The organism is Microcystis sp. LE19-41.2A, assembly GCF_027530405.1.
Taxonomy (GTDB): Bacteria; Cyanobacteriota; Cyanobacteriia; order Cyanobacteriales; family Microcystaceae; genus Microcystis; species Microcystis aeruginosa.
In genome coordinates this window covers 1-17,888 of sequence record NZ_JAPZQJ010000182.1, presented here as the reverse complement: position 1 = coordinate 17,888, position 17,888 = coordinate 1, and the positions used below count along the sequence as shown (strand labels likewise).

The 17,888-nt window shown below is 41.3% G+C and carries 15 protein-coding genes; 11 read left to right on the top strand and 4 right to left on the bottom strand.

Annotated elements, in window-relative coordinates; genetic code table 11:
- Window positions 1–3: 3 nt before the first annotated feature.
- From O9290_RS08170 to O9290_RS08135, 8 genes are all read left to right on the top strand, one after another.
- Window positions 4–2,163, top strand: coding sequence for an O-linked N-acetylglucosamine transferase, SPINDLY family protein (locus O9290_RS08170; RefSeq protein ID WP_288086896.1), 2,160 nt, complete (start codon window positions 4–6; stop codon window positions 2,161–2,163).
- A gap of 12 nt (window positions 2,164–2,175) precedes the next feature.
- Complete coding sequence (locus O9290_RS08165) at window positions 2,176–4,329, top strand: O-linked N-acetylglucosamine transferase, SPINDLY family protein (RefSeq protein ID WP_288056196.1); 2,154 nt, start codon at window positions 2,176–2,178, stop codon at window positions 4,327–4,329.
- 477 nt (window positions 4,330–4,806) lie between these two features.
- The gene (locus tag O9290_RS08160) at window positions 4,807–6,198 is read left to right on the top strand and encodes an NAD-dependent malic enzyme (protein ID WP_288056198.1); all 1,392 of its coding nucleotides are present in this window, start codon (window positions 4,807–4,809) and stop codon (window positions 6,196–6,198) included.
- Window positions 6,199–6,229: 31 nt separating this feature from the next.
- Window positions 6,230–6,964, top strand: coding sequence for a M15 family metallopeptidase (locus tag O9290_RS08155; protein ID WP_288056201.1), 735 nt, complete (start codon window positions 6,230–6,232; stop codon window positions 6,962–6,964).
- A gap of 336 nt (window positions 6,965–7,300) precedes the next feature.
- Complete coding sequence (locus O9290_RS08150) at window positions 7,301–7,645, top strand: hypothetical protein (protein ID WP_002754005.1); 345 nt, start codon at window positions 7,301–7,303, stop codon at window positions 7,643–7,645.
- A gap of 230 nt (window positions 7,646–7,875) precedes the next feature.
- Window positions 7,876–10,347 carry an NACHT domain-containing protein gene (locus O9290_RS08145; protein WP_288086894.1) on the top strand — a complete coding sequence of 824 codons (2,472 nt, stop codon included), beginning with the start codon at window positions 7,876–7,878 and terminating at the stop codon, window positions 10,345–10,347.
- Window position 10,348: 1 nt separating this feature from the next.
- Window positions 10,349–10,858 (top strand): HEAT repeat domain-containing protein, encoded by a 510-nt coding sequence (locus O9290_RS08140; protein WP_002765758.1) that lies wholly within the window; start codon window positions 10,349–10,351, stop codon window positions 10,856–10,858.
- Between the two features lie 392 nt (window positions 10,859–11,250).
- The gene (locus tag O9290_RS08135) at window positions 11,251–11,673 is read left to right on the top strand and encodes a hypothetical protein (RefSeq protein WP_288058380.1); all 423 of its coding nucleotides are present in this window, start codon (window positions 11,251–11,253) and stop codon (window positions 11,671–11,673) included.
- A gap of 171 nt (window positions 11,674–11,844) precedes the next feature.
- On the opposite strand, the gene O9290_RS08130 is transcribed toward O9290_RS08135, so the two are convergent.
- The 4 genes from O9290_RS08130 to murQ form a co-directional block, all read right to left on the bottom strand.
- Window positions 11,845–12,423, bottom strand: a complete 579-nt coding sequence (locus O9290_RS08130) for an esterase/lipase family protein (protein ID WP_008196995.1) — start codon at window positions 12,421–12,423, stop codon at window positions 11,845–11,847.
- Window positions 12,424–12,532: 109 nt separating this feature from the next.
- Window positions 12,533–12,898: a DUF4164 domain-containing protein gene (locus tag O9290_RS08125; RefSeq protein ID WP_287707737.1), complete on the bottom strand. Its 366-nt coding sequence runs from the start codon at window positions 12,896–12,898 to the stop codon at window positions 12,533–12,535.
- Between the two features lie 180 nt (window positions 12,899–13,078).
- Window positions 13,079–14,569: a site-2 protease family protein gene (locus O9290_RS08120; protein WP_288058377.1), complete on the bottom strand. Its 1,491-nt coding sequence runs from the start codon at window positions 14,567–14,569 to the stop codon at window positions 13,079–13,081.
- Between the two features lie 27 nt (window positions 14,570–14,596).
- Window positions 14,597–15,517 (bottom strand): N-acetylmuramic acid 6-phosphate etherase, encoded by a 921-nt coding sequence (gene murQ, locus O9290_RS08115; RefSeq protein ID WP_288058375.1) that lies wholly within the window; start codon window positions 15,515–15,517, stop codon window positions 14,597–14,599.
- Between the two features lie 195 nt (window positions 15,518–15,712).
- Here murQ and rplU point away from each other — a divergent pair, with 195 nt between their 5' ends.
- The 3 genes from rplU (at window position 15,713) to O9290_RS08100 (ending at window position 17,602) form a co-directional block, all read left to right on the top strand.
- The gene (gene rplU, locus O9290_RS08110; RefSeq protein WP_002760284.1) at window positions 15,713–16,102 is read left to right on the top strand and encodes a 50S ribosomal protein L21; all 390 of its coding nucleotides are present in this window, start codon (window positions 15,713–15,715) and stop codon (window positions 16,100–16,102) included.
- Window positions 16,103–16,136: 34 nt separating this feature from the next.
- Entirely contained in the window at window positions 16,137–16,406 is a 270-nt protein-coding gene (gene rpmA / locus O9290_RS08105; protein ID WP_002744094.1) for a 50S ribosomal protein L27, read from the top strand.
- A 263-nt stretch (window positions 16,407–16,669) separates the two neighbouring features.
- The gene (locus tag O9290_RS08100) at window positions 16,670–17,602 is read left to right on the top strand and encodes a phytanoyl-CoA dioxygenase family protein (protein WP_288059510.1); all 933 of its coding nucleotides are present in this window, start codon (window positions 16,670–16,672) and stop codon (window positions 17,600–17,602) included.
- The last annotated feature ends 286 nt before the right edge of the window (window positions 17,603–17,888 follow it).

Below are 17,888 nucleotides of genomic sequence, written 5' to 3'. Positions count from 1 at the left end.
ATCATGTCTTGGCAAAATGAAGTTAAAACCGCTTTAGAAAACAATCAATACGATATTGTTAGTCAGTTTTACGAAGAACTGATAGAAAGAGAGCCCCTAGAAATTAGTTATTATTGGTATTTAGGATTATCCTATCTTTTGCAGGCAAAAGAAGAAGAAGCACAAGCTACTTGGTTATTTGTTTTCACTCAAGGAGAAGAACAGGAAACTGATTCATGGCTGCTAGAATTAAGCAATATTTTAGCTGCCGAAGCTAACCGACAATTAGAGTTAGAAAATCTAGAAATCAGTTGGTTAATTCGTAAACATCTACAGGAAATTAATCCCAGTTATCTCGATAATTTACTGCATTTAACTCTCGTTGAAATGAAATTAAATAGATTTCATCCTCAACAACTGCAAGAATGGCAAATACTAGAATTAATTACTCAGGGTTCAGTTAACTCTCAATTATTGGAACGGGTAGTAATTGCCGTCATACCTTACGCTCATAAATATACCATAGAATTAGTTCGCTTAAGTTTACCCTATCTTGACAATTCTCCAGAATTACTTAATCACGTCATCACTGTCACCCGACACTTTGCTTTTGAGAAATATCAACCTACTTATTCCGTTGACTTAGCGGAAGCTTTTCTTCCCCTTTATCCCGAAAATTTGTACTTAGTAGCTAATTTATTTTGGTTTTGTGTCTCTGTCCCTAACTACCCAACAGGGATACATCTTATCAAAGAATTTAAAGATAAAAGTCAAACAATTGATTTAAAAATGTTTAGTCAATCTCTCCTCTTTAGTGGTTCTTTACGAGCCTCAAAATGGAATGACATCCCTAGTATTTGTCAAGAGTATAAACACTTAATTAAACAATTTCTAAAAGAAAAACCCCAAGACATACACCCCTTAGTGCGGGAAGCTTTACTAACAGTGATGAACCCGATTTCTTACTATGAAGATAACCCGAAAGAGAATCGACCGCTTTTAAGTCAGATTGGCAGTTTTTTCCAAGAAACCTACAAAGCAATGCTGGGTTTTCAGGAGGAAAGTTTTGACAAACCTAGAGAAGATAATCCCAATAAAAAACTGAAAATTGGTTACATTGCCCAAACCTTAAAACGTCATCCCGTCGGTTTATTGAGTCGTTGGACTATTAATCATCACAATCGTGAACAGTTTGATATCCATCTTTATATGGTGAATCAATCTGTGGATGAAATAACGAAACAATGGTTTTCTAATCCCGCAGATAAAATCTATCATGCTACTGCTGATTCCTTAGCAATCTATCGCAAAATCAAAGAAGATAACATCGATATTCTTGTGGATTTAGATAGTGGTACTGGACCAATGGTTGTCCAAGTTATTGCCTTAAAACCTGCTCCTATTCAAGTTAACTGGTTAGGTTTTGATGGTTCCGGTTTACCCGCAGTAGATTATCTTTTAGCGGATCCTTATGTACTACCAGAAAATGCCCAAGAATATTATCAGGAAAAAATCTGGCGTTTGCCTAATACTTTTGTCGCTGTGGATGGTTTTGAAATAGCCGTTCCTACCCTGCGAAGAGAAGATTTAGGTATTAATAATGATGCGGTTATTTACCTAAGCTCTCAAACGGCAATTAAGCGTAATCCGGCGATGATTCGCTTACAAATGCAAATCCTCAAATCCGTACCTAATAGTTATTTCCTGATTCAAGGAGTTGCTGATGATAATTCCCTCTGGGATTTATTCTGTCAAATTGCCGCAGAAGTTGGGGTAGAAACTAATCGAATTAAGATGCTTCCTCTCTATCAGACGGAAACCTACAGGGCAAATTTAGCCATCGCTGATGTGGTTTTGGACACCTATCCCTTTAACGGTGGTACAACCACCCTAGAAACCCTCTGGATGGGAATTCCTCTGGTGGTTAAAGTGGGGCAACAATGGTCATCACGCAACGGTTATACTTTAATGATGAATGCGGGAATAACTGAGGGTATAGCTTGGAGTGATGAAGAATATGTGCAGTGGGGAATTAAGTTAGGATTGGATAAAAATGTAAGAGAAGAAGTCCGTTGGAAACTCCGAAAGTCTCGTCATACATCTCCCCTCTGGAATGCCAAACAATTTACCAGAGACTTAGAAACTGCTTATCGGCAAATGTGGAATATTTATTGTCAATCTTAGCGGATAAAAACTATGCAATGGCATCAAGACATACAAACCCATTTAAACGACAACAATTATCAACTGGTATTGCAGTTTTATGAACAATTAACTGAAAACAATTCTTCGGTCATTGAGGATTATTTTTATCTAGGATTAGCCTATCTTTTACAAGATAGAGAAGAAGACGCGCAAGCTACTTGGTTACTGGTGTTGAGTCAAGCAGCCGAATCAGAATTATCGGGGTGGATAGAAACTTTAACTCAAATCTTAGATGCAGAGGCAACCAGACAAGAAAATTCCCAAAGACTAGAGACAAGTTATCTAATTCGATGGCAGCTACAAAATCTTAATCCTAGTTTTTTAAATAATCTCCTGCATCTGATGGAATTAGAAATACAATTCCAAAATTTTGCTATGGAAAAGTGCAATGATTGGTGTGTATTTGAACTGTTAGAGAATACAGCTACAGCAGCAATTAATCTTGATTTACTGCTGCGAGTGACGGAAAAAGTTTTAATCTACCCCTGCACTAATACCATCCACTTTTTAGAATTAGCAGCCTTACATATCAATAATCCAGAAATAATTGCGGCCAAAGTTATCTCAGCAATTGTCAATTATGCTTATCAACAAAAACAAAGTGTATTTGCTATTAATTTAGTAGAACTTTGTTTGCGCTTTCTACCAGAGGATTTATACTTACAAAATAGTTTGTTTAATCTTTATAAAACCACCACTGTTGACTATAAAAAATCTCTAGAAATTGCCGAAAATTTTTATAAAAATTGCCAGACAACTACTGAAAAGCTCTTGGGAATTTCTCTAGTGATTGGTATTTTACAAGCTAAGGGAGACTGGGGAAATTTACCTAAATTTATCGATGAATTAATACAACTAATCGAGGGACAAATTAATGCCGAACAATTTAATGCACTTCCCTTTATTATCGACTCTATTTTGGGAGTTACTAGCTGTCTTCCCTACTATCAAGATAATCCGAAAATTAATCGCTATTTACAAAGTAAACTAGCGGAAATTTTTCAAGCAGATGTAAGAACCCGCTACCACTATATTGCTCCTGTTTCTTCTCCAAAATCTCCAGCAAGAAAAATAAAAATTGGTTATATTGCCCATACTCTCCGTCGTCATTCTGTGGGTTGGTTAAGTCGCTGGTTATTTCACTATCATAATCGAGATAAATTTGAAATTTACACCTATTTTGTCAACCAAGCAGCAGACGAAATTACTGAAAAATGGTTTAAAAATAACTCAGATTATAGCTATAACTTGCCAGCAAAAATTGAACAAATAACTGCCCAAATTCGTCAAGACAAATTAGATATTTTAGTGGATATTGATAGCTTAACCAATAATACAACTTATCTAGTAATGGCATTAAAACCCGCACCGATACAAGTAACTTGGTTAGGATTAGATGCGTCGGGAATCCCTGCGATTGATTATTTTATTGCCGATAACTACGTTTTACCCGAAAATGCTGAAGAAATTTATTCAGAAAAAATCATCCGACTTCCTAACTCTTATTTATCCGTGGATGGTTTTGAAGTGGGTGTTCCCACTAGGAGAAGAACTGATTTAAATATTCCCGATGATGCTATTATTTATCTGACCGTGCAATCGGGATTAAAACGCACCTTAAACACGATTTGTCTCCAATTGCAGATTCTCCAACAGGTTCCTAATAGCTATCTTTTAATCAAAGGTTTTGCCGACAAAGAAACCATTCGAGAATTATTTCTCAAAAGTGCCGAAGAATTGGGAATTAGTCAAGATAGATTAAGATTTTTGCCCAATGATTTCAATGAGGAAACCCATCGCGCTAATCTAGGAATTGCTGATATAGTTCTCGATACCTATCCCTATAATGGTGCTACCACAACCCTAGAAACCCTCTGGATGGGGATTCCTTTAGTCACTAGGGTTGGTGAACAATTTGCAGCCCGCAATAGCTATACTTTTATGAAAAATGCCGGCATTAGTCAGGGTATAGCTTGGAGTGATGAGGAATATGTGCAGTGGGGAATTAAGTTAGGATTAAATAAAAATTTAAGGGAAGAAGTCCGTTATCAATTACGTCAATCTCGTCATACATCTCCCCTCTGGAATGCCAAACAATTTACCAGAGATTTAGAAACTGCTTATCAACAAATGTGGAATATTTAGGGTGCATCTCATTTTTGTCAATCTACTAAGTTGGGATTTTTAAGGGAAAACTCTCTTTTAAAATTGGGCTTTACTTCCGATTTTATCGCTCAATCCAAGCTTTTGGGGGGTTCTACCCCCCAAACCCCTAGGGTTGATTCATAGTAGGGTTGATTCATGAATCAACCCTACCCAAACCCCCCGTTGGGGGCGTGGCGCCGCCCCCAAACCCCGGAGCGCATTAGTTTTTCGGTGGGCTGCTTACAGGTAGTTGTTAATACTTTTGTACGCATTTGAGAGTGACTGATAATTGCTGATTGTCGGTATTTTTGCAAATGTGAGATGCAGCCTTCCTACCTTCTCCCCACACCCCACACCCCGCTCCCCTGGTGTTAGGCCCAGAGAAACCCTAATAGCTAAAGAAACTGCGCGATTAGATACCAAAGTCCTTCACAGATAGAAGATAATCAATATTTATCAGTATTGGAAGCCTTCAGCATGGTTCATTTAACGCCCAATCCTAGCTATAGTTTAAGTCTCAAGATAGAAATCCCCAATCAAGCGGGAACCTTCGCTTCTGTCCTCAATGCGATCGCCGATGTCGGGGGGAATTTAGGGCAAATTTCTCTGATCGAACGCAATTTAAAGATTAGCACCCGCGAGGTGATGGTTGATGCCGCTAGTACCGACCAAGCGGAACAGATTATCGCCGCGGTTAAAGCTCTACCGGATGTTAAACTCCTGAAAGTTTCCGATCGCACCTTCGATCTCCATCGTCGGGGTAAAATCTCCATTGAGAGTCGTATTCCCCTCACCTCCCAAGATGACCTGGCCATGGCCTACACCCCCGGAGTTGGTCGCATCTGCACCGCTATCGCCCACGACCCCGAACAAGTGTACTCATTGACCATCAAGGGCAACACCGTCGCTGTAGTGACCGATGGTAGCGCGGTATTAGGATTAGGAAATCTCGGGCCAGAGGCTGCCCTACCAGTAATGGAAGGGAAGGCAATGTTATTCAAGGAATTCGCCGGAATTGACGCTTTTCCCATCTGTTTAGCCACCCAAGACCCCGAAGAAATCATCGCAACCGTCAAAAGAATCGCTCCGGTTTTTGGGGGTATTAACCTAGAGGATATCGGCGCTCCACGCTGTTTTGAAATCGAGAAACGTCTGCGAGCGGAATTAAATATTCCCGTTTTCCACGATGATCAACACGGTACAGCGATCGTTTCCCTGGCTGCCCTAATTAATGCCCTCAAATTGGTCAAAAAATCGCTTGATACAGTCAAAATCGTCATTAATGGTGCAGGTGCGGCGGGAATCGCCATCGCTACTCTCTTTAAAACCGCAGGAGCCACAGATATAACCCTCTGTGATTCCCTTGGTATCCTCTCCCAAAACCGGGACGATTTAACCCCAGAAAAACAAGCTTGGGCCGTGGCCGCCAGTGGTAAGCTAGGGGATGCTCTTAAAGGCGCTGATGTTTTCTTGGGGGTGAGCGCACCGGGGGTGTTGACTCCCGAAATGGTTAAGGGAATGGCTAAAAATGCGATCGTGTTTGCCATGGCTAATCCGATTCCCGAAATTCAACCGGAATTAATCAATGATTTAGTGGCCGTGGTGGCTACCGGACGCAGCGATTATCCCAATCAGATCAATAATGTTCTCGCTTTCCCCGGATTATTTCGCGGGGCCTTGGACTGTCGCGCTAGGGCAATCACCGATAATATGTATCTGGAAGCGGCCAAAGCGATCGCTTCTTTGATCACTCCTGCTAATCTCGATCGAGAGAATATTATTCCCTCGGTTTTTGATAGTCGTGTAGTTACGGCTGTGGCCGCCGCCGTTCAACACGCTGCTCGTCAAGATGGAGTGGCCGGGGAATAATGTAATTATCTTGGAGGAGGGTAAGTAAACCGTGAAACCGATCGATGATATTCCCGAAGCTTTGCGGGACAACCAGTACACAAAAACTACTAATCCTAATGGTCTAATAGCGATCGCAAGCGGTTTACTCGCTCTGGTGGGAACCGGCCTAATTGCCCTAGCAGTCTTGAATCGTCCCCCTGCTTCCGTAAAAAAACTGCCTATTAATCCATCCCCCCCCATTAAAGCCACTCCTAGCCCCATTGAGAACATTCTAGGTCATTTACCCTATGAAGAGGCTCCAGAGACGGAATTAGCCCCTATTACTGGGGATGGTGCTATGCGTTTAAGGAAAGCAGCAGCCAAAGCTTTTATCCAGATGCAGAGTGACGCGAGAAGGTCGGGGGTGATTTTAATGCCGATTTCCGCATTTCGATCGAAAGCAACCCAAGACAAGCTCTTTTTTGAAGTTAAAGAACAACGCAATCAGCAAACCCGCAAACGAGCAGAAGTGAGCGCACCTCCGGGTTACAGCGAACATCATACCGGTTATGCGATCGATATTGGCGATGGTCGCGCTCCCGCAACGAATTTAAGTAGCAGTTTTGCTAATACTGCCGCTTTTCGTTGGTTGCAAAATAACGCTGCCCAGTATAGTTTCGAGTTATCTTTCCCTGAAAATAATCTCCAGGGTATTAATTATGAACCCTGGCACTGGCGTTTTGTCGGGGATAGTCACAGTTTAGAAACTTTTTATAAGGCCCAACAATTAGGAAAACAAAAATAAACGTAGGGTGCGTTAGGCATCCATTGTTTTTAGGGGAAAAATCAAGGTCTAAATATTGCCGTAACGCACCAACTTTTTAGAAAAGCCAACAATTAGGAAAACAAAAATAAGATAACCTTATCGGCGATTGCGTCCTGTAGGGGCGAAGCATTCGGACAATAACCTATCGCTGAAACCAGAGATTTTCTATCCGAATGCTTCGCCCGTACTTTTTCAACTTTTTAGAAAACCTAACAATTAGGAAAACAAAAATAGGATAACCTTATCGGCGATCGATGGCATTTTCTGGAATTAATTACTAAAATAGGATTATATTGTATTGTGAGTGTTTCTAATATGTCCAAGCCAGTAGAATACTTAACAAATGAGCAAGGGGAACGAGTTGGGGTTTTATTAGACTGGAACACCTATTCTCGATTTGCCAATTCATTAGGACTCGATGAAGATTGTTTGATTGGTTTGAGTGTGGATGAATTAAAAGCGCTGGCAAGTTGTCAATTGTCCCTCGTAGAGCAAACCCGTTTAGATGATTTAGTGACGAGAAATGCAGAATCTTTACTCTGCGCTGATGAAGTAGCTGAGTTAGATGAGTTGTTGGCAAAAACAGATCAATTAACAATTCTTAAAACTCGTGCCAGATATACGCTAAAGTGCTTGGAACAAGGTACGACGGCAGCGTGAGTGTTTATATTCGGATGGGGTTTTCCCGGTCTGACAGGAGAGAGGGATGCAGAAACTCCGATTCTATCTTGTAAGTCATGACCAAATCTTCTTAGCCTACAATTAAAAATAAGCAAGGTAGGGTTGATTCATAGTAGGGTTGATTCATGAATCAACCCTACCCCTGCTAGGGGTTGGGGGGTTGCCTTTTTCCTCGTCTCAACAGGTAATTTAAATACTTGACAGCATCAATGATTGACTGGACTCCCTATCTCGAATCAATCTCGGACTCGGAAAAGTACGCCCAGTGGGAGACATTTTACACCCTCACGGACGTAGAGGGAAAAACACGCCCAGCGAAAACTGCACCTTTGCTAAGGGATTTGTGGGTACAGACGATTGAAAAAGAACCACAAAACCGACAAGAAAGACCAGAAAAAACCGAAAGATTCACAGTTTTAGATGGTTTACGCAAGTATGCAACTAATCACGTTCTTTTAAAAGGTCGTCCCGGTTCAGGAAAATCGACCGCTTTAGCCAGATTATTATTAGAAGAATCCGTAGGGGCCCAAAGCTTGCGCCTAAATCAACAAAATCAGGCTAAAATCATTCAAATTCCCATTCTCATCGAATTACGCTTGTATGAAACCTCAATTCTTGATTTAATTTTACAATTCCTGAAACGCCATAAATTAATTATTGATAGTAATACCCTAGAAAGTTGGCTGTTAGAAAATCAGAATTTTAGACCATTATTATTATTTGATGGTATCAATGAGTTGCCCTCGGAAGCTGCGCGACAGAATTTAAAAAACTTTCGCCAGCAGTATGCAGAAATTTCGATGATTTTCACGACAAGGGATTTAGGCAGCGACGACTTAGATATTGAAAAAAAGCTGGAAATGCTCCCCCTGACTGAACCACAGATGCGGGATTTTGTCAAGGCCTATTTGCCTGAAAAAGGCGAAGAAATGCTTAAACAGTTGGGAAATCGTCTCAAGGAATTGGCAGAAACTCCTCTACTTTTGTGGATGCTTTGTTCAGTTTTTGATAATAATCAGAACAAAATTCCTGCTAATTTAGGCTTAGTTTTCCAGATTTTTACAGGAATTTATGACAAGAAATTAAAAGCAGATGTTCCTACTTACCAAGAATCGCGGGATTGGTGGCGAGAATTGCTGCAATTGTTAGCGTGGAAAATGACCCAAGGGGAGTCAAAAACCGAGATTCAGGTGGCTATTTCCCGAACAGAAGCAGAGGAAGAATTAAGCAAATTTATCAAAAATCAAGAATTGCCAAAACATTACAGTAAGCAGTGGTTAAAGGATTTACTGAAATATCATCTAATTCACCTAGAAGGTAATGATAAAATTGCTTTTCGCCATCAACTGATTCAAGAATATTACACGGCTGAGGAATTAAAGAAAAAGTTACCCCATCTCAGGGATGAGCAGTTACAGTGGGACTATTTGAATTATCTCAAATGGACGGAACCTATGGCGTTACTGTTGGGGTTATTGGATAATGAAACCCAAGCAAAACGGGTGGTTAAATTAGGGTTAGAGATTGATTTAAAATTAGGAGCGAGGTTAGCAGGAGAAGTCAACTTTAAGTTTCAAAAGCAGACAGTGGGGTTAGTGCTTGGGTTGGATGTACCGAAACGGTTTAAGGTGGAGTTATTGGGATTAACAAAGTCTAATGAAGTTGTTAATCAGTTAAGTCAAGCTTTAAAAGACTCTGATTGGGGTGTTCGTTGGAACGCAGCCGAGGCTTTGGGTAATATTAGCCCAGAAACAGCCATTGCGGAGTTACTCAAGGCTTTAGAAGACTCTAATAGCGATGTTCGTAGGCGCGCAGCCTTAGCTTTGGGTAAAATTGGCTCGGAAACAGCGATTATGGGGTTACTCAAAGCTTTAGAAGACTCTGATGAGTATGTTCGTAGGAACGCAGCCTTCGCTTTGGGTAATATTGGCTCAGAAACAGCCATTGCGGGGTTACTCAAGGCTTTAAAAGATTCTGATGAGTCTGTTCGTGGGAACGCAGCCTTCGCTTTGGCTAAGATTGGCTCGGAAACAGCCATTGCGGAGTTACTCAAGGCTTTAGAACACTCTGATAACGCACTCGAGGCCTTGACTGAGATTGAGACAGAAACAGCCATTGCGGGGTTACTCAAGGCTTTAGAACACTCTGATGAGGGTGTTCGTGGGAACGCAGCCTTCGCTTTGGGTAAAATTGGCTCAGAAACAGCCATTGCGGGGTTACTCAAGGCTTTAGAACACTCTGATGAGGATGTTCGTTGGTACGCAGCCTTCGCTTTGGGTAAAATTGGCTCGGAAACAGCTATTCCGGGGTTACTCAAGGCTTTAGAAGACTCTGATGAGTTTGTTCGTAGGAAGGCAGCCGAGGCTTTGGGTAATATTGGCACAGAAGCGGCGATGACTGAACTTATCAAATGCCTGAAAAATCCTGATTTTGTCACATTAAATAATGGCGATACTCTCTCTCAAGCTAGAAAAGCACTAGACACAATTCAAAACAAACTTAAATACTATCACCCCCTCCCTGAATCTATTTCTTACTCCACTCAATCCCCAACCTCTGAAACCTCATCTATTACCTATGATTTCAGAGGAGCCACTATTGGCAATTTAGCTCATAATGTGCAAGGAAGCCAACAGAATTATCCCCAGCAACCTAATAACAATAACCCAGAGAAAAAATAACATGGTTCAGCAACTTAATAACACCCAAATCGCCATCAATACTTTATTGAATAAACTCAACGATTCTCTCCCCCAGATCCGCGCTAAAGCTGCCGAAGCCTTGGGCAAAATTGGCAATAGCAGCCTTGCCGACACCTTAGTATCCCATTTAATAGGAGAAAATGATCTTAATGTTCGCCTAAATCTGATTCGAGCTTTAGGAGAAATTGGCAATGAATCCGCAATTCCTTATCTAGCTTCCTGCTTATCTGATACTAATCCCGATATTCGGATAATCACGGCGGAATCTCTCGGAAAAATTGGTAGTGAAAAAGCAATATCCTATCTCATTCAATCCCTACAAGATAAGGAAGTAAAAGTTCGTGTCACAGCCACAATTGCTTTAGGTGAAATTGGACTAGAAGATGTTATTCCTTATCTAGTAAATGTTTGTTCCGATGAAGATGATAGCGTTCGTTTCAGTGCTGTTGATGCCCTCGGTAAAATTGGCTCTCGTTATGCAGTAAACTGATATGAAATTGAGTACAGAATCCCTCGATTTAATTATCAGAACTCTTGCCAAAAGACTATTCACAGACAAGAATCCAAGTATTCGGATTAAAGCCGCTCAATCCTTATTTTGATCCCCCTAAATCCCCCTTTTCAAGGGGGAATTGAATTCGACGTATCGCTTTCATTCAGAGAAATGTTCTCAGTTTTGCCATTATGGATGCTATAATTAGGGCTTGCTGAATAAATGTGAAATGTAGGCAAGATAGGGGTTTTGTGGCTTTTCTTGCGAAACAGGTGCAAGATTTTGAGAGAATCGTGCTTCAAAACCTTGCGTCTTCATCGGCCCGCGTCCTGTAGGGGCGAAGCATTCGGGCAATAACCTATCGGTGAAACCGGAGATTTTCTATCCGAATGCTTCGCCCGTACTTTTTGCCGCAAACCCTAATTCTCATCAGTAATCTTCAATCTTTTAATCCTATGTCAGAAACTCCTAAATATGACCTTCGTGGAGCAAATATTGCTAACTTTGCCGATACGGTGCAAGGAGATCAAAAAGCAGTTCAACATAATTACGCCACACCCCAAAATTTAGCTGAAGCCGCCCAAGAAATCCAACAACTTATCAGCCAACTTACCCAAACTTATCCCACTAATACCGAAATTGAAAAACAAACTTTTGTCGCACAAGTTGACGCAGAAATCAAGAAAAATTCTCGCTTAAGAAGCATTTTAATCACGGGAGGAATTGAATTAATTAAAGTCCTCTGTCCTCCCCTCGGTATTCCCATTGAAATGGGTAAAAAATGGCTAGAAACTGCTAATTTAAGTGATTAAACCTAGAGGTTTAATAATCTTCTAATGATACAAATACCGAAGTCCGCCGCTGATGCGTTTCATTTTTGAATTAGCACAATTATAACCATAAGTCAAGCTTTTTTGATGATAATTAACTTTTTTGTTGGTGATATTTTGACTTTGTTCTGGTATTGGAGAGAACCAGTATTTCTATTCTAATAAAGTATCTTTAATTGTTGTTAAAACTTTGCTATCTTTGACCATCCAAGCATGGAGCAATACGGGAATGGAAATTTCTTTGCCCACCGATAAACGGGAACTATGGGCAGGAAATATCATTAAATCGTAGGGAGTCCAGATAATTGTGGTTTTAATTTTATTTAAAATTTGTTGACAATCTTGATTTAAATCCTCTAGAAATTGACTCCCCGGCTGCATTTGTCTAATCCCATCTAAGGGTAAACTATACGCGGTTAACGTGCCTCGATTCGGAGCAGAAATATTTAGGTAACGTTGCACTCTTGCCACTCCTCCCAATCTTTGCAGGTAGTAGCGGGTAATTAATCCTCCCATACTAAACCCAATCAGATCTACTTTCTGCTCTTTAGCAAAGTTTTTCTCGATATAATTCTCCACCTGACCAGCTAAAACTTCTAACTTTTTGTAACCATGATTGGGAATTAGATTAAAACTATGCACCTGCCAACCATGATAGTTTAAATACTCGCTCATCGGTTTAAAAACAGCAGTAGTGTCCAGAAAACCATGCACCAAAACAACGGGATTCATAGATGAGATTTTATCCTTAAATTCTGAATCTATTCTAACGAATGATCGGGGTAATGAGCGAAAAATTTTGGGGAAGAGCCTATCTACTAGGTACGGCTACCGGCAACTTCTAAGGATTAGGGAAAAAACCAAAAAGTTTAGCGGCACCTCCTAAAATAGCGACCACCAATGCTATCAGAATCCCTCGATTGGTGAATTCCTGATAGGCAACCCTTGCAGTTAATCCATTGATTTTTTCGTCTAAAGCTTTAATATCTCCCTTGAGTTCGGCCTGTCCTATTTCTACTTTAGTTAACCGGTCTTCTACCTTGTCAAATCTCTCATCAATACGGTTTTCCAGAGAGTCGATTTTCTCATCAATACGTTTTTCCAGAGAGTCGATTTTCTCGTCAATACGTTTTTCCAGAGAGTCGATTTTCCCCTCAATCCTTGTCAGGACAGCTTCTAGGGAATAAGTGACAGTTTCGTTAGACATTTTGAGCAACTCCAAAAGTCAAATCTTCAGGGGTAAATGCTGGAGGCTATATTTTACGGAAAAATCAGGGGTCTATAGGCGTACACGGATTCCCATTATAAGAAAATTATAAGTCAAGACTTGAGTTTTTGTCAAGCTTTTTTTTGACGGCAATCAATGGCAAGAATTTCGGGGAAGTATTTAGCCACCGATGCCTAACCGTCCCGCTAAACTAGGGCTTAAAGGAATCAGAGTCGCCAACATTAAAAAGAGTAGTAATAAACCCCAACCGGCGCGGGTGTCATCGGGTTCGGTTAACTCGTTTAAACTCGGTCTTTCCAACTCTCTTTGTAAAAAAGCGACTAAAATTGTCCAATAGAGAGGAATCGGATTACTGGGATTAACTAAGGAAATAATGCCCAAAATGACCAAAGTGGCCACAGTGGTGCGGCGGGCAATTTTGCGACCATAAATAGCCTGAACAATTCTGCCACCATCTAACTGTCCGGCGGGCAGTAAATTAAGGGCGGTAATCACCAATCCTAACCAACCGATAACAGTTAAAGGATGCACGGAGATAACGGCATTTTGTAACTCGTCGCCCAGAACTATCCGCGCTAAAAAACTCACTAAAATTGAACTTTGGAAAAAGGTACTAGGGATTTGAAAAAGGCTGGCCGAATTAGATAAAGTCAGTCCAACGATTAACAAGATTAAAGAAACCAAACCGCCCAAAGCAGGACCAGCGAAAGCTATATCAAATAGAACACTGCGGTTAGGTAATAAAGATTCAAAACGAGTAATCGCCCCAAAAGAACCAATCTGCCAAGTGGGAAGAAAATAGGGTAAACTGAGACGAACATTATGGCGTTTAGCGATAATTAGATGACCGATTTCGTGGGCAATTAATACCGACCATAAACCCAAACTCAGGGGAATTGCTTCTCGATATCTCTGCCAATTACCAAACAAATCAAAACCCAATAAAATTCCAGCCGCTTCTAAGCTGGTGACAATAGTGGCTACTAACAAAACTAAAGAGAGATTTTTTTGAGCAAGAGTGGCAGGACTAGGATCATTAGTTTTGGGAAGGATAATTACCACCGGTTTTTCCTCGGTTCCTTCCACCAGAAATAAACGATATTTATCGCCAAAATGATTACTTAATTTCTGGGTTAAGCGCGAGTGAACTAGATCCGGTTCTCCCCGTAAATTGCCTTTAAAAATTGCCCCTTCCTGAAAAGAGATAGTTTCGGTGGCAAAAAAAGTATCTATCCCAAAAATACTCTGAATAACTTTTAAATCCTCTTCGGGAATTGGCATCACATCCGGCACAATTGCTGTCACCGCTGCCGGGATTTCTAGAGGAGTAACGGACTGGCTAACTGCCTGGTTAACTTTCGGTTCAATTATCTGATTGGTTTTCAGTAAGCGTAAACGGTTGCCCAAATAAATATAGATAATGGTGGAAGCAACCAGTAAAAAGAGAATTACCGCTAGATTGAGATAAATTCCCGCCGCAAATAGCCCGAAAAAAATTAACCAAGGAGCAATTAGTACCAAGGATTGTAACCAAGGTAAAATTCCCAGTTGGCCGTAGGGTTTAGCTCGATAAAAACTCCAAGTCAAGATAGCACCAGCGACGAGGAAAATAACAGCGACCGCAGCAATTTCCGAAGAAATATTAACCATAGGAAAGTCAAAATCAATAGGTTTTTATCAATCAATTTGATTATAAGCTTGCAGGGCGGCCCGTAATTGACCCCGATGCTTTTGTAACAATTCTTGTCCTGGGGCCGCCGAAAGTCCCGTTTTCTGCATTAACAAAGCCAGTTTAACCCGGCGGCCACTTTTTTCCAGTAAAATAGCCGCTTCCTGACGACTAACATCGGTAAGGTTACAGATAATTCGCAGGGCGCGGTCATGGAGTTTATGATTAGTAACTGCCACATCGACCATCTGGTTGCCGTAAACCTTGCCTAACATGACCATTGTCCCTGTGGAAAGGATATTTAAAGCCATTTTCGTCACCGTTCCCGCTTTCAGACGGGTGGAGCCGGCCAGAAGTTCTGGTCCAGTCAATAACCGGATATCCACATCCACCGCGATCTCCACCTGTTCGGCGGGGACACAACTAATAGCAATCGTCGTCGCACCCCGCTGTTTTGCCGCCTGTAAAGCCCCATGAACGTAGGGGGTTGTCCCCCCGGCGGTAATCCCCACTACCACGTCTAATTCGTGAATTTCTCGCTGGGCAATAATCGCCGCCCCATCTTCCGCTTTATCCTCCAAATCTTCGGAACTACGCACCAGCGCCGCCGCTCCACCGGCGATAATTCCCTGTACCAATTCCGGGGGAGTGCAGAAGGTGGGAGGACATTCGGCCGCGTCCAAAACCCCCAGCCGGCCACTGGTTCCTGCCCCAATGTAAAAGAGTCTACCACCTTTAGCCAGAGCTTGACTGGTCAGGGAGATTGCTAGGGCCAATTCTTGCCGGGCCATGGCGATCGCTTTTAGGGTTTGGGCATCCTCGCGATTGAAGAGATCCACCAATTCGAGCGGGTTTAATTGGTCTAAATTTAGGCTGTTTGGGTTAATTTGTTCGGTTAACAGGTGTCCTCTGCTTTCCCACTGTTCCATAACGGTTTAATTGAGTTTTTCGTAAGATTATTTTTAGTATATAGCGAATCGGTGGGCTAAAAGCTTGACAATTGCCCCCTAGATATTAGATAATAGTAAATTGTGTCAATTCCTGCTCGGATCAGGTGAGGACATTAGCACAAAAGCTGGAATTTTTTTCAGCTACCTGTACGGCAAAACGAGCGCAGAAAATTCATGAGTTACGCAATTATTGAGACCGGTGGCAAACAGATTCGGGTAGAACCCGGTCGCTATTACGATATCGAACTTCTTCCCGTCGATGAACAAAGTACCCATACCATCGACAAAGTGCTATTAATCCATGATGAGGATGATATTAGCATCGGTCAACCCTTTATCGAAGGGGCCACCGTCGAAGGCACTGTCATACAACATCGTCGGGGCAAAAAAGTTATTGTTTATAAAATGCGCCCGAAAAAGAAAACCCGTAAAAAACGCGGTCATCGTCAAGAAATTACCCGTTTTATGATTGATTCAATCAATTATAACGGTAAAACCCTAGTCGCCACTGCTGCTACCTCCAGCGCTGAAGTTGTGGAAGATAGTAGCGATGAAGAAGAATAACTTTTAGAATCAAAAAAGCATTTGGAGAGAAATTATGGCTCATAAGAAAGGTACGGGTAGTACCCGCAACGGACGCGATTCTCGTTCCCAGAGACTAGGCGTTAAGCGCTACGGTGGTCAAGTGGTAAAAGCGGGAAATATTCTCATCCGTCAACGGGGTACTAAAGTTCACCCGGGTAAAAATGTTGGTCGTGGTGGCGATGATACTTTATTCGCTTTAATTGATGGTGTGGTCAAATTTGAATACAAGGATAAAAGTCGCCGTCAAGTTAGCGTTTATCCTGCTGAAGTTAGCGCCAGTTAATCCCATCAACCCTGATTAATTTTTTCCCTGTAACCTCCTAACTCATCCTAGGGGGTTTTTTCAGATAATTTATATCGTTTCCTAAGCTAGTGAGGTACACCTATTTTTCTTCCCTTTTGCCTTTTGCCTCTTGCATGAGTGCCTAAAACCCATAACTTTTGTACCTCAGCAGACTGAAAAACGCTATATATCTGTTGACAGACTAGACCGAACACTCATAGATTAGAATAGTCCGAAAGTAGCTCGGAAAAGATGGACTCACCATGATTCTTAAAATTGCCGATATCTTAAAAAATTTGCCCTGGTCTTTCAATTCTACTGCCGAATTACCCTGGTTAGAGCGATCGCAAGCCGAAAAATCCCTGCAAAAAGCTCGTCAACAACGGCGAATTTCCGAACGAGAATATCAACTCCTTGACCATTGGCGAGAATTGGGTTATTGTATTGTCAAAGATTTAATTCCCGCAACGGCGATCGATAATTTAGTAGCAGAATTAGCCGATTTATTTTTCCTAGAATCGGCTATCCCTGGATTAAGAATTGAAGGCATTCAAGCAGAAAATCTACCGGCGAGTTTAAGTCACGAGCAAGTTTTAGCCCTAGATATCGAGCAAAGAAAAGCCTTGGTTAATTCTATTTGGCGACTTCATGGCTTTCATGAGATTTCCCCCGCCGCTCAAGCAATTTTTGACAATCAAAATCTGAAAGATTTAGTTAATTTAATTATTGGCAAATCCTGCGAACCGAGATATTCCATCAACTTCCTGCACGGTACAGAGCAGGGGCTGCACGAGGATATGGCAGTTTTTTATGTTCATCCTGCTAATCATTTAGTCGGTGTTTGGATTGCCTTGGAAGATATTTCCGCCGATGCTGGTCCGCTAATTTTTTATCCTAAATCTCATAAAAATATCAAAGTAACTGACTTTTTTCCAGACTATCCCGCCGTCAATCTTAAAAATATTACTGCCGAGCAAATTCCCCAATACCAAGATTATGTTAACCAGCGCGCTCAGAATTATGACTGTCAATCATTTACTGCTAAAAAAGGAGAGATTCTTCTCTGGCACGGAATGTTAATTCATGGTGGTGGGAAGATTAATAATACCCTGCTAACCCGTAAATCGATGGTCATTCATTTTATTGCCGAGGGTGGCGATTACAACGATCGGGCTTTGGGACCTTTTAATTGGTAAGATTAATTTACCACTAATAACTCGGAAATAATCGGACTAATACTAAATCCGTTTAGTATAGGCTACTTAGGGCTTGCTGAAAAAGTTTTTCCTGGGGGTAGGAGTCAGTAGCCGGTCGTCAGGAGCCGGTCGTGTCAGGCGTTGTTGCCCTTGTTTTTTTTACCAAGCAATCAAATACAAGAAGGATAATTCAAGGTTTTTGAAATTCCAAATCCTATAATATTTCACTAACATACGACTAAAACAGGTAAAAAGAATTAATTTAAAAGCATATTACAATTAATCA

Excerpts from the sequence above, each read along its gene's own strand:
- O9290_RS08170 (WP_288086896.1), top strand. The coding sequence starts at position 4 with ATGTCTTGGCAAAATGAAGTTAAAACCGCTTTAGAAAACAATCAATAC.
- O9290_RS08165 (WP_288056196.1), top strand. The coding sequence starts at position 2,176 with ATGCAATGGCATCAAGACATACAAACCCATTTAAACGACAACAATTAT.
- O9290_RS08160 (WP_288056198.1), top strand. The coding sequence starts at position 4,807 with ATGGTTCATTTAACGCCCAATCCTAGCTATAGTTTAAGTCTCAAGATA.
- O9290_RS08150 (WP_002754005.1), top strand. The coding sequence starts at position 7,301 with ATGTCCAAGCCAGTAGAATACTTAACAAATGAGCAAGGGGAACGAGTT.
- O9290_RS08145 (WP_288086894.1), top strand. The coding sequence starts at position 7,876 with ATGATTGACTGGACTCCCTATCTCGAATCAATCTCGGACTCGGAAAAG.
- O9290_RS08140 (WP_002765758.1), top strand. The coding sequence starts at position 10,349 with ATGGTTCAGCAACTTAATAACACCCAAATCGCCATCAATACTTTATTG.
- O9290_RS08135 (WP_288058380.1), top strand. The coding sequence starts at position 11,251 with ATGCTTCGCCCGTACTTTTTGCCGCAAACCCTAATTCTCATCAGTAAT.
- O9290_RS08130 (WP_008196995.1), bottom strand. The coding sequence starts at position 12,423 with ATGAATCCCGTTGTTTTGGTGCATGGTTTTCTGGACACTACTGCTGTT.
- O9290_RS08125 (WP_287707737.1), bottom strand. The coding sequence starts at position 12,898 with ATGTCTAACGAAACTGTCACTTATTCCCTAGAAGCTGTCCTGACAAGG.
- O9290_RS08120 (WP_288058377.1), bottom strand. The coding sequence starts at position 14,569 with ATGGTTAATATTTCTTCGGAAATTGCTGCGGTCGCTGTTATTTTCCTC.
- murQ (WP_288058375.1), bottom strand. The coding sequence starts at position 15,517 with ATGGAACAGTGGGAAAGCAGAGGACACCTGTTAACCGAACAAATTAAC.
- rplU (WP_002760284.1), top strand. The coding sequence starts at position 15,713 with ATGAGTTACGCAATTATTGAGACCGGTGGCAAACAGATTCGGGTAGAA.
- rpmA (WP_002744094.1), top strand. The coding sequence starts at position 16,137 with ATGGCTCATAAGAAAGGTACGGGTAGTACCCGCAACGGACGCGATTCT.
- O9290_RS08100 (WP_288059510.1), top strand. The coding sequence starts at position 16,670 with ATGATTCTTAAAATTGCCGATATCTTAAAAAATTTGCCCTGGTCTTTC.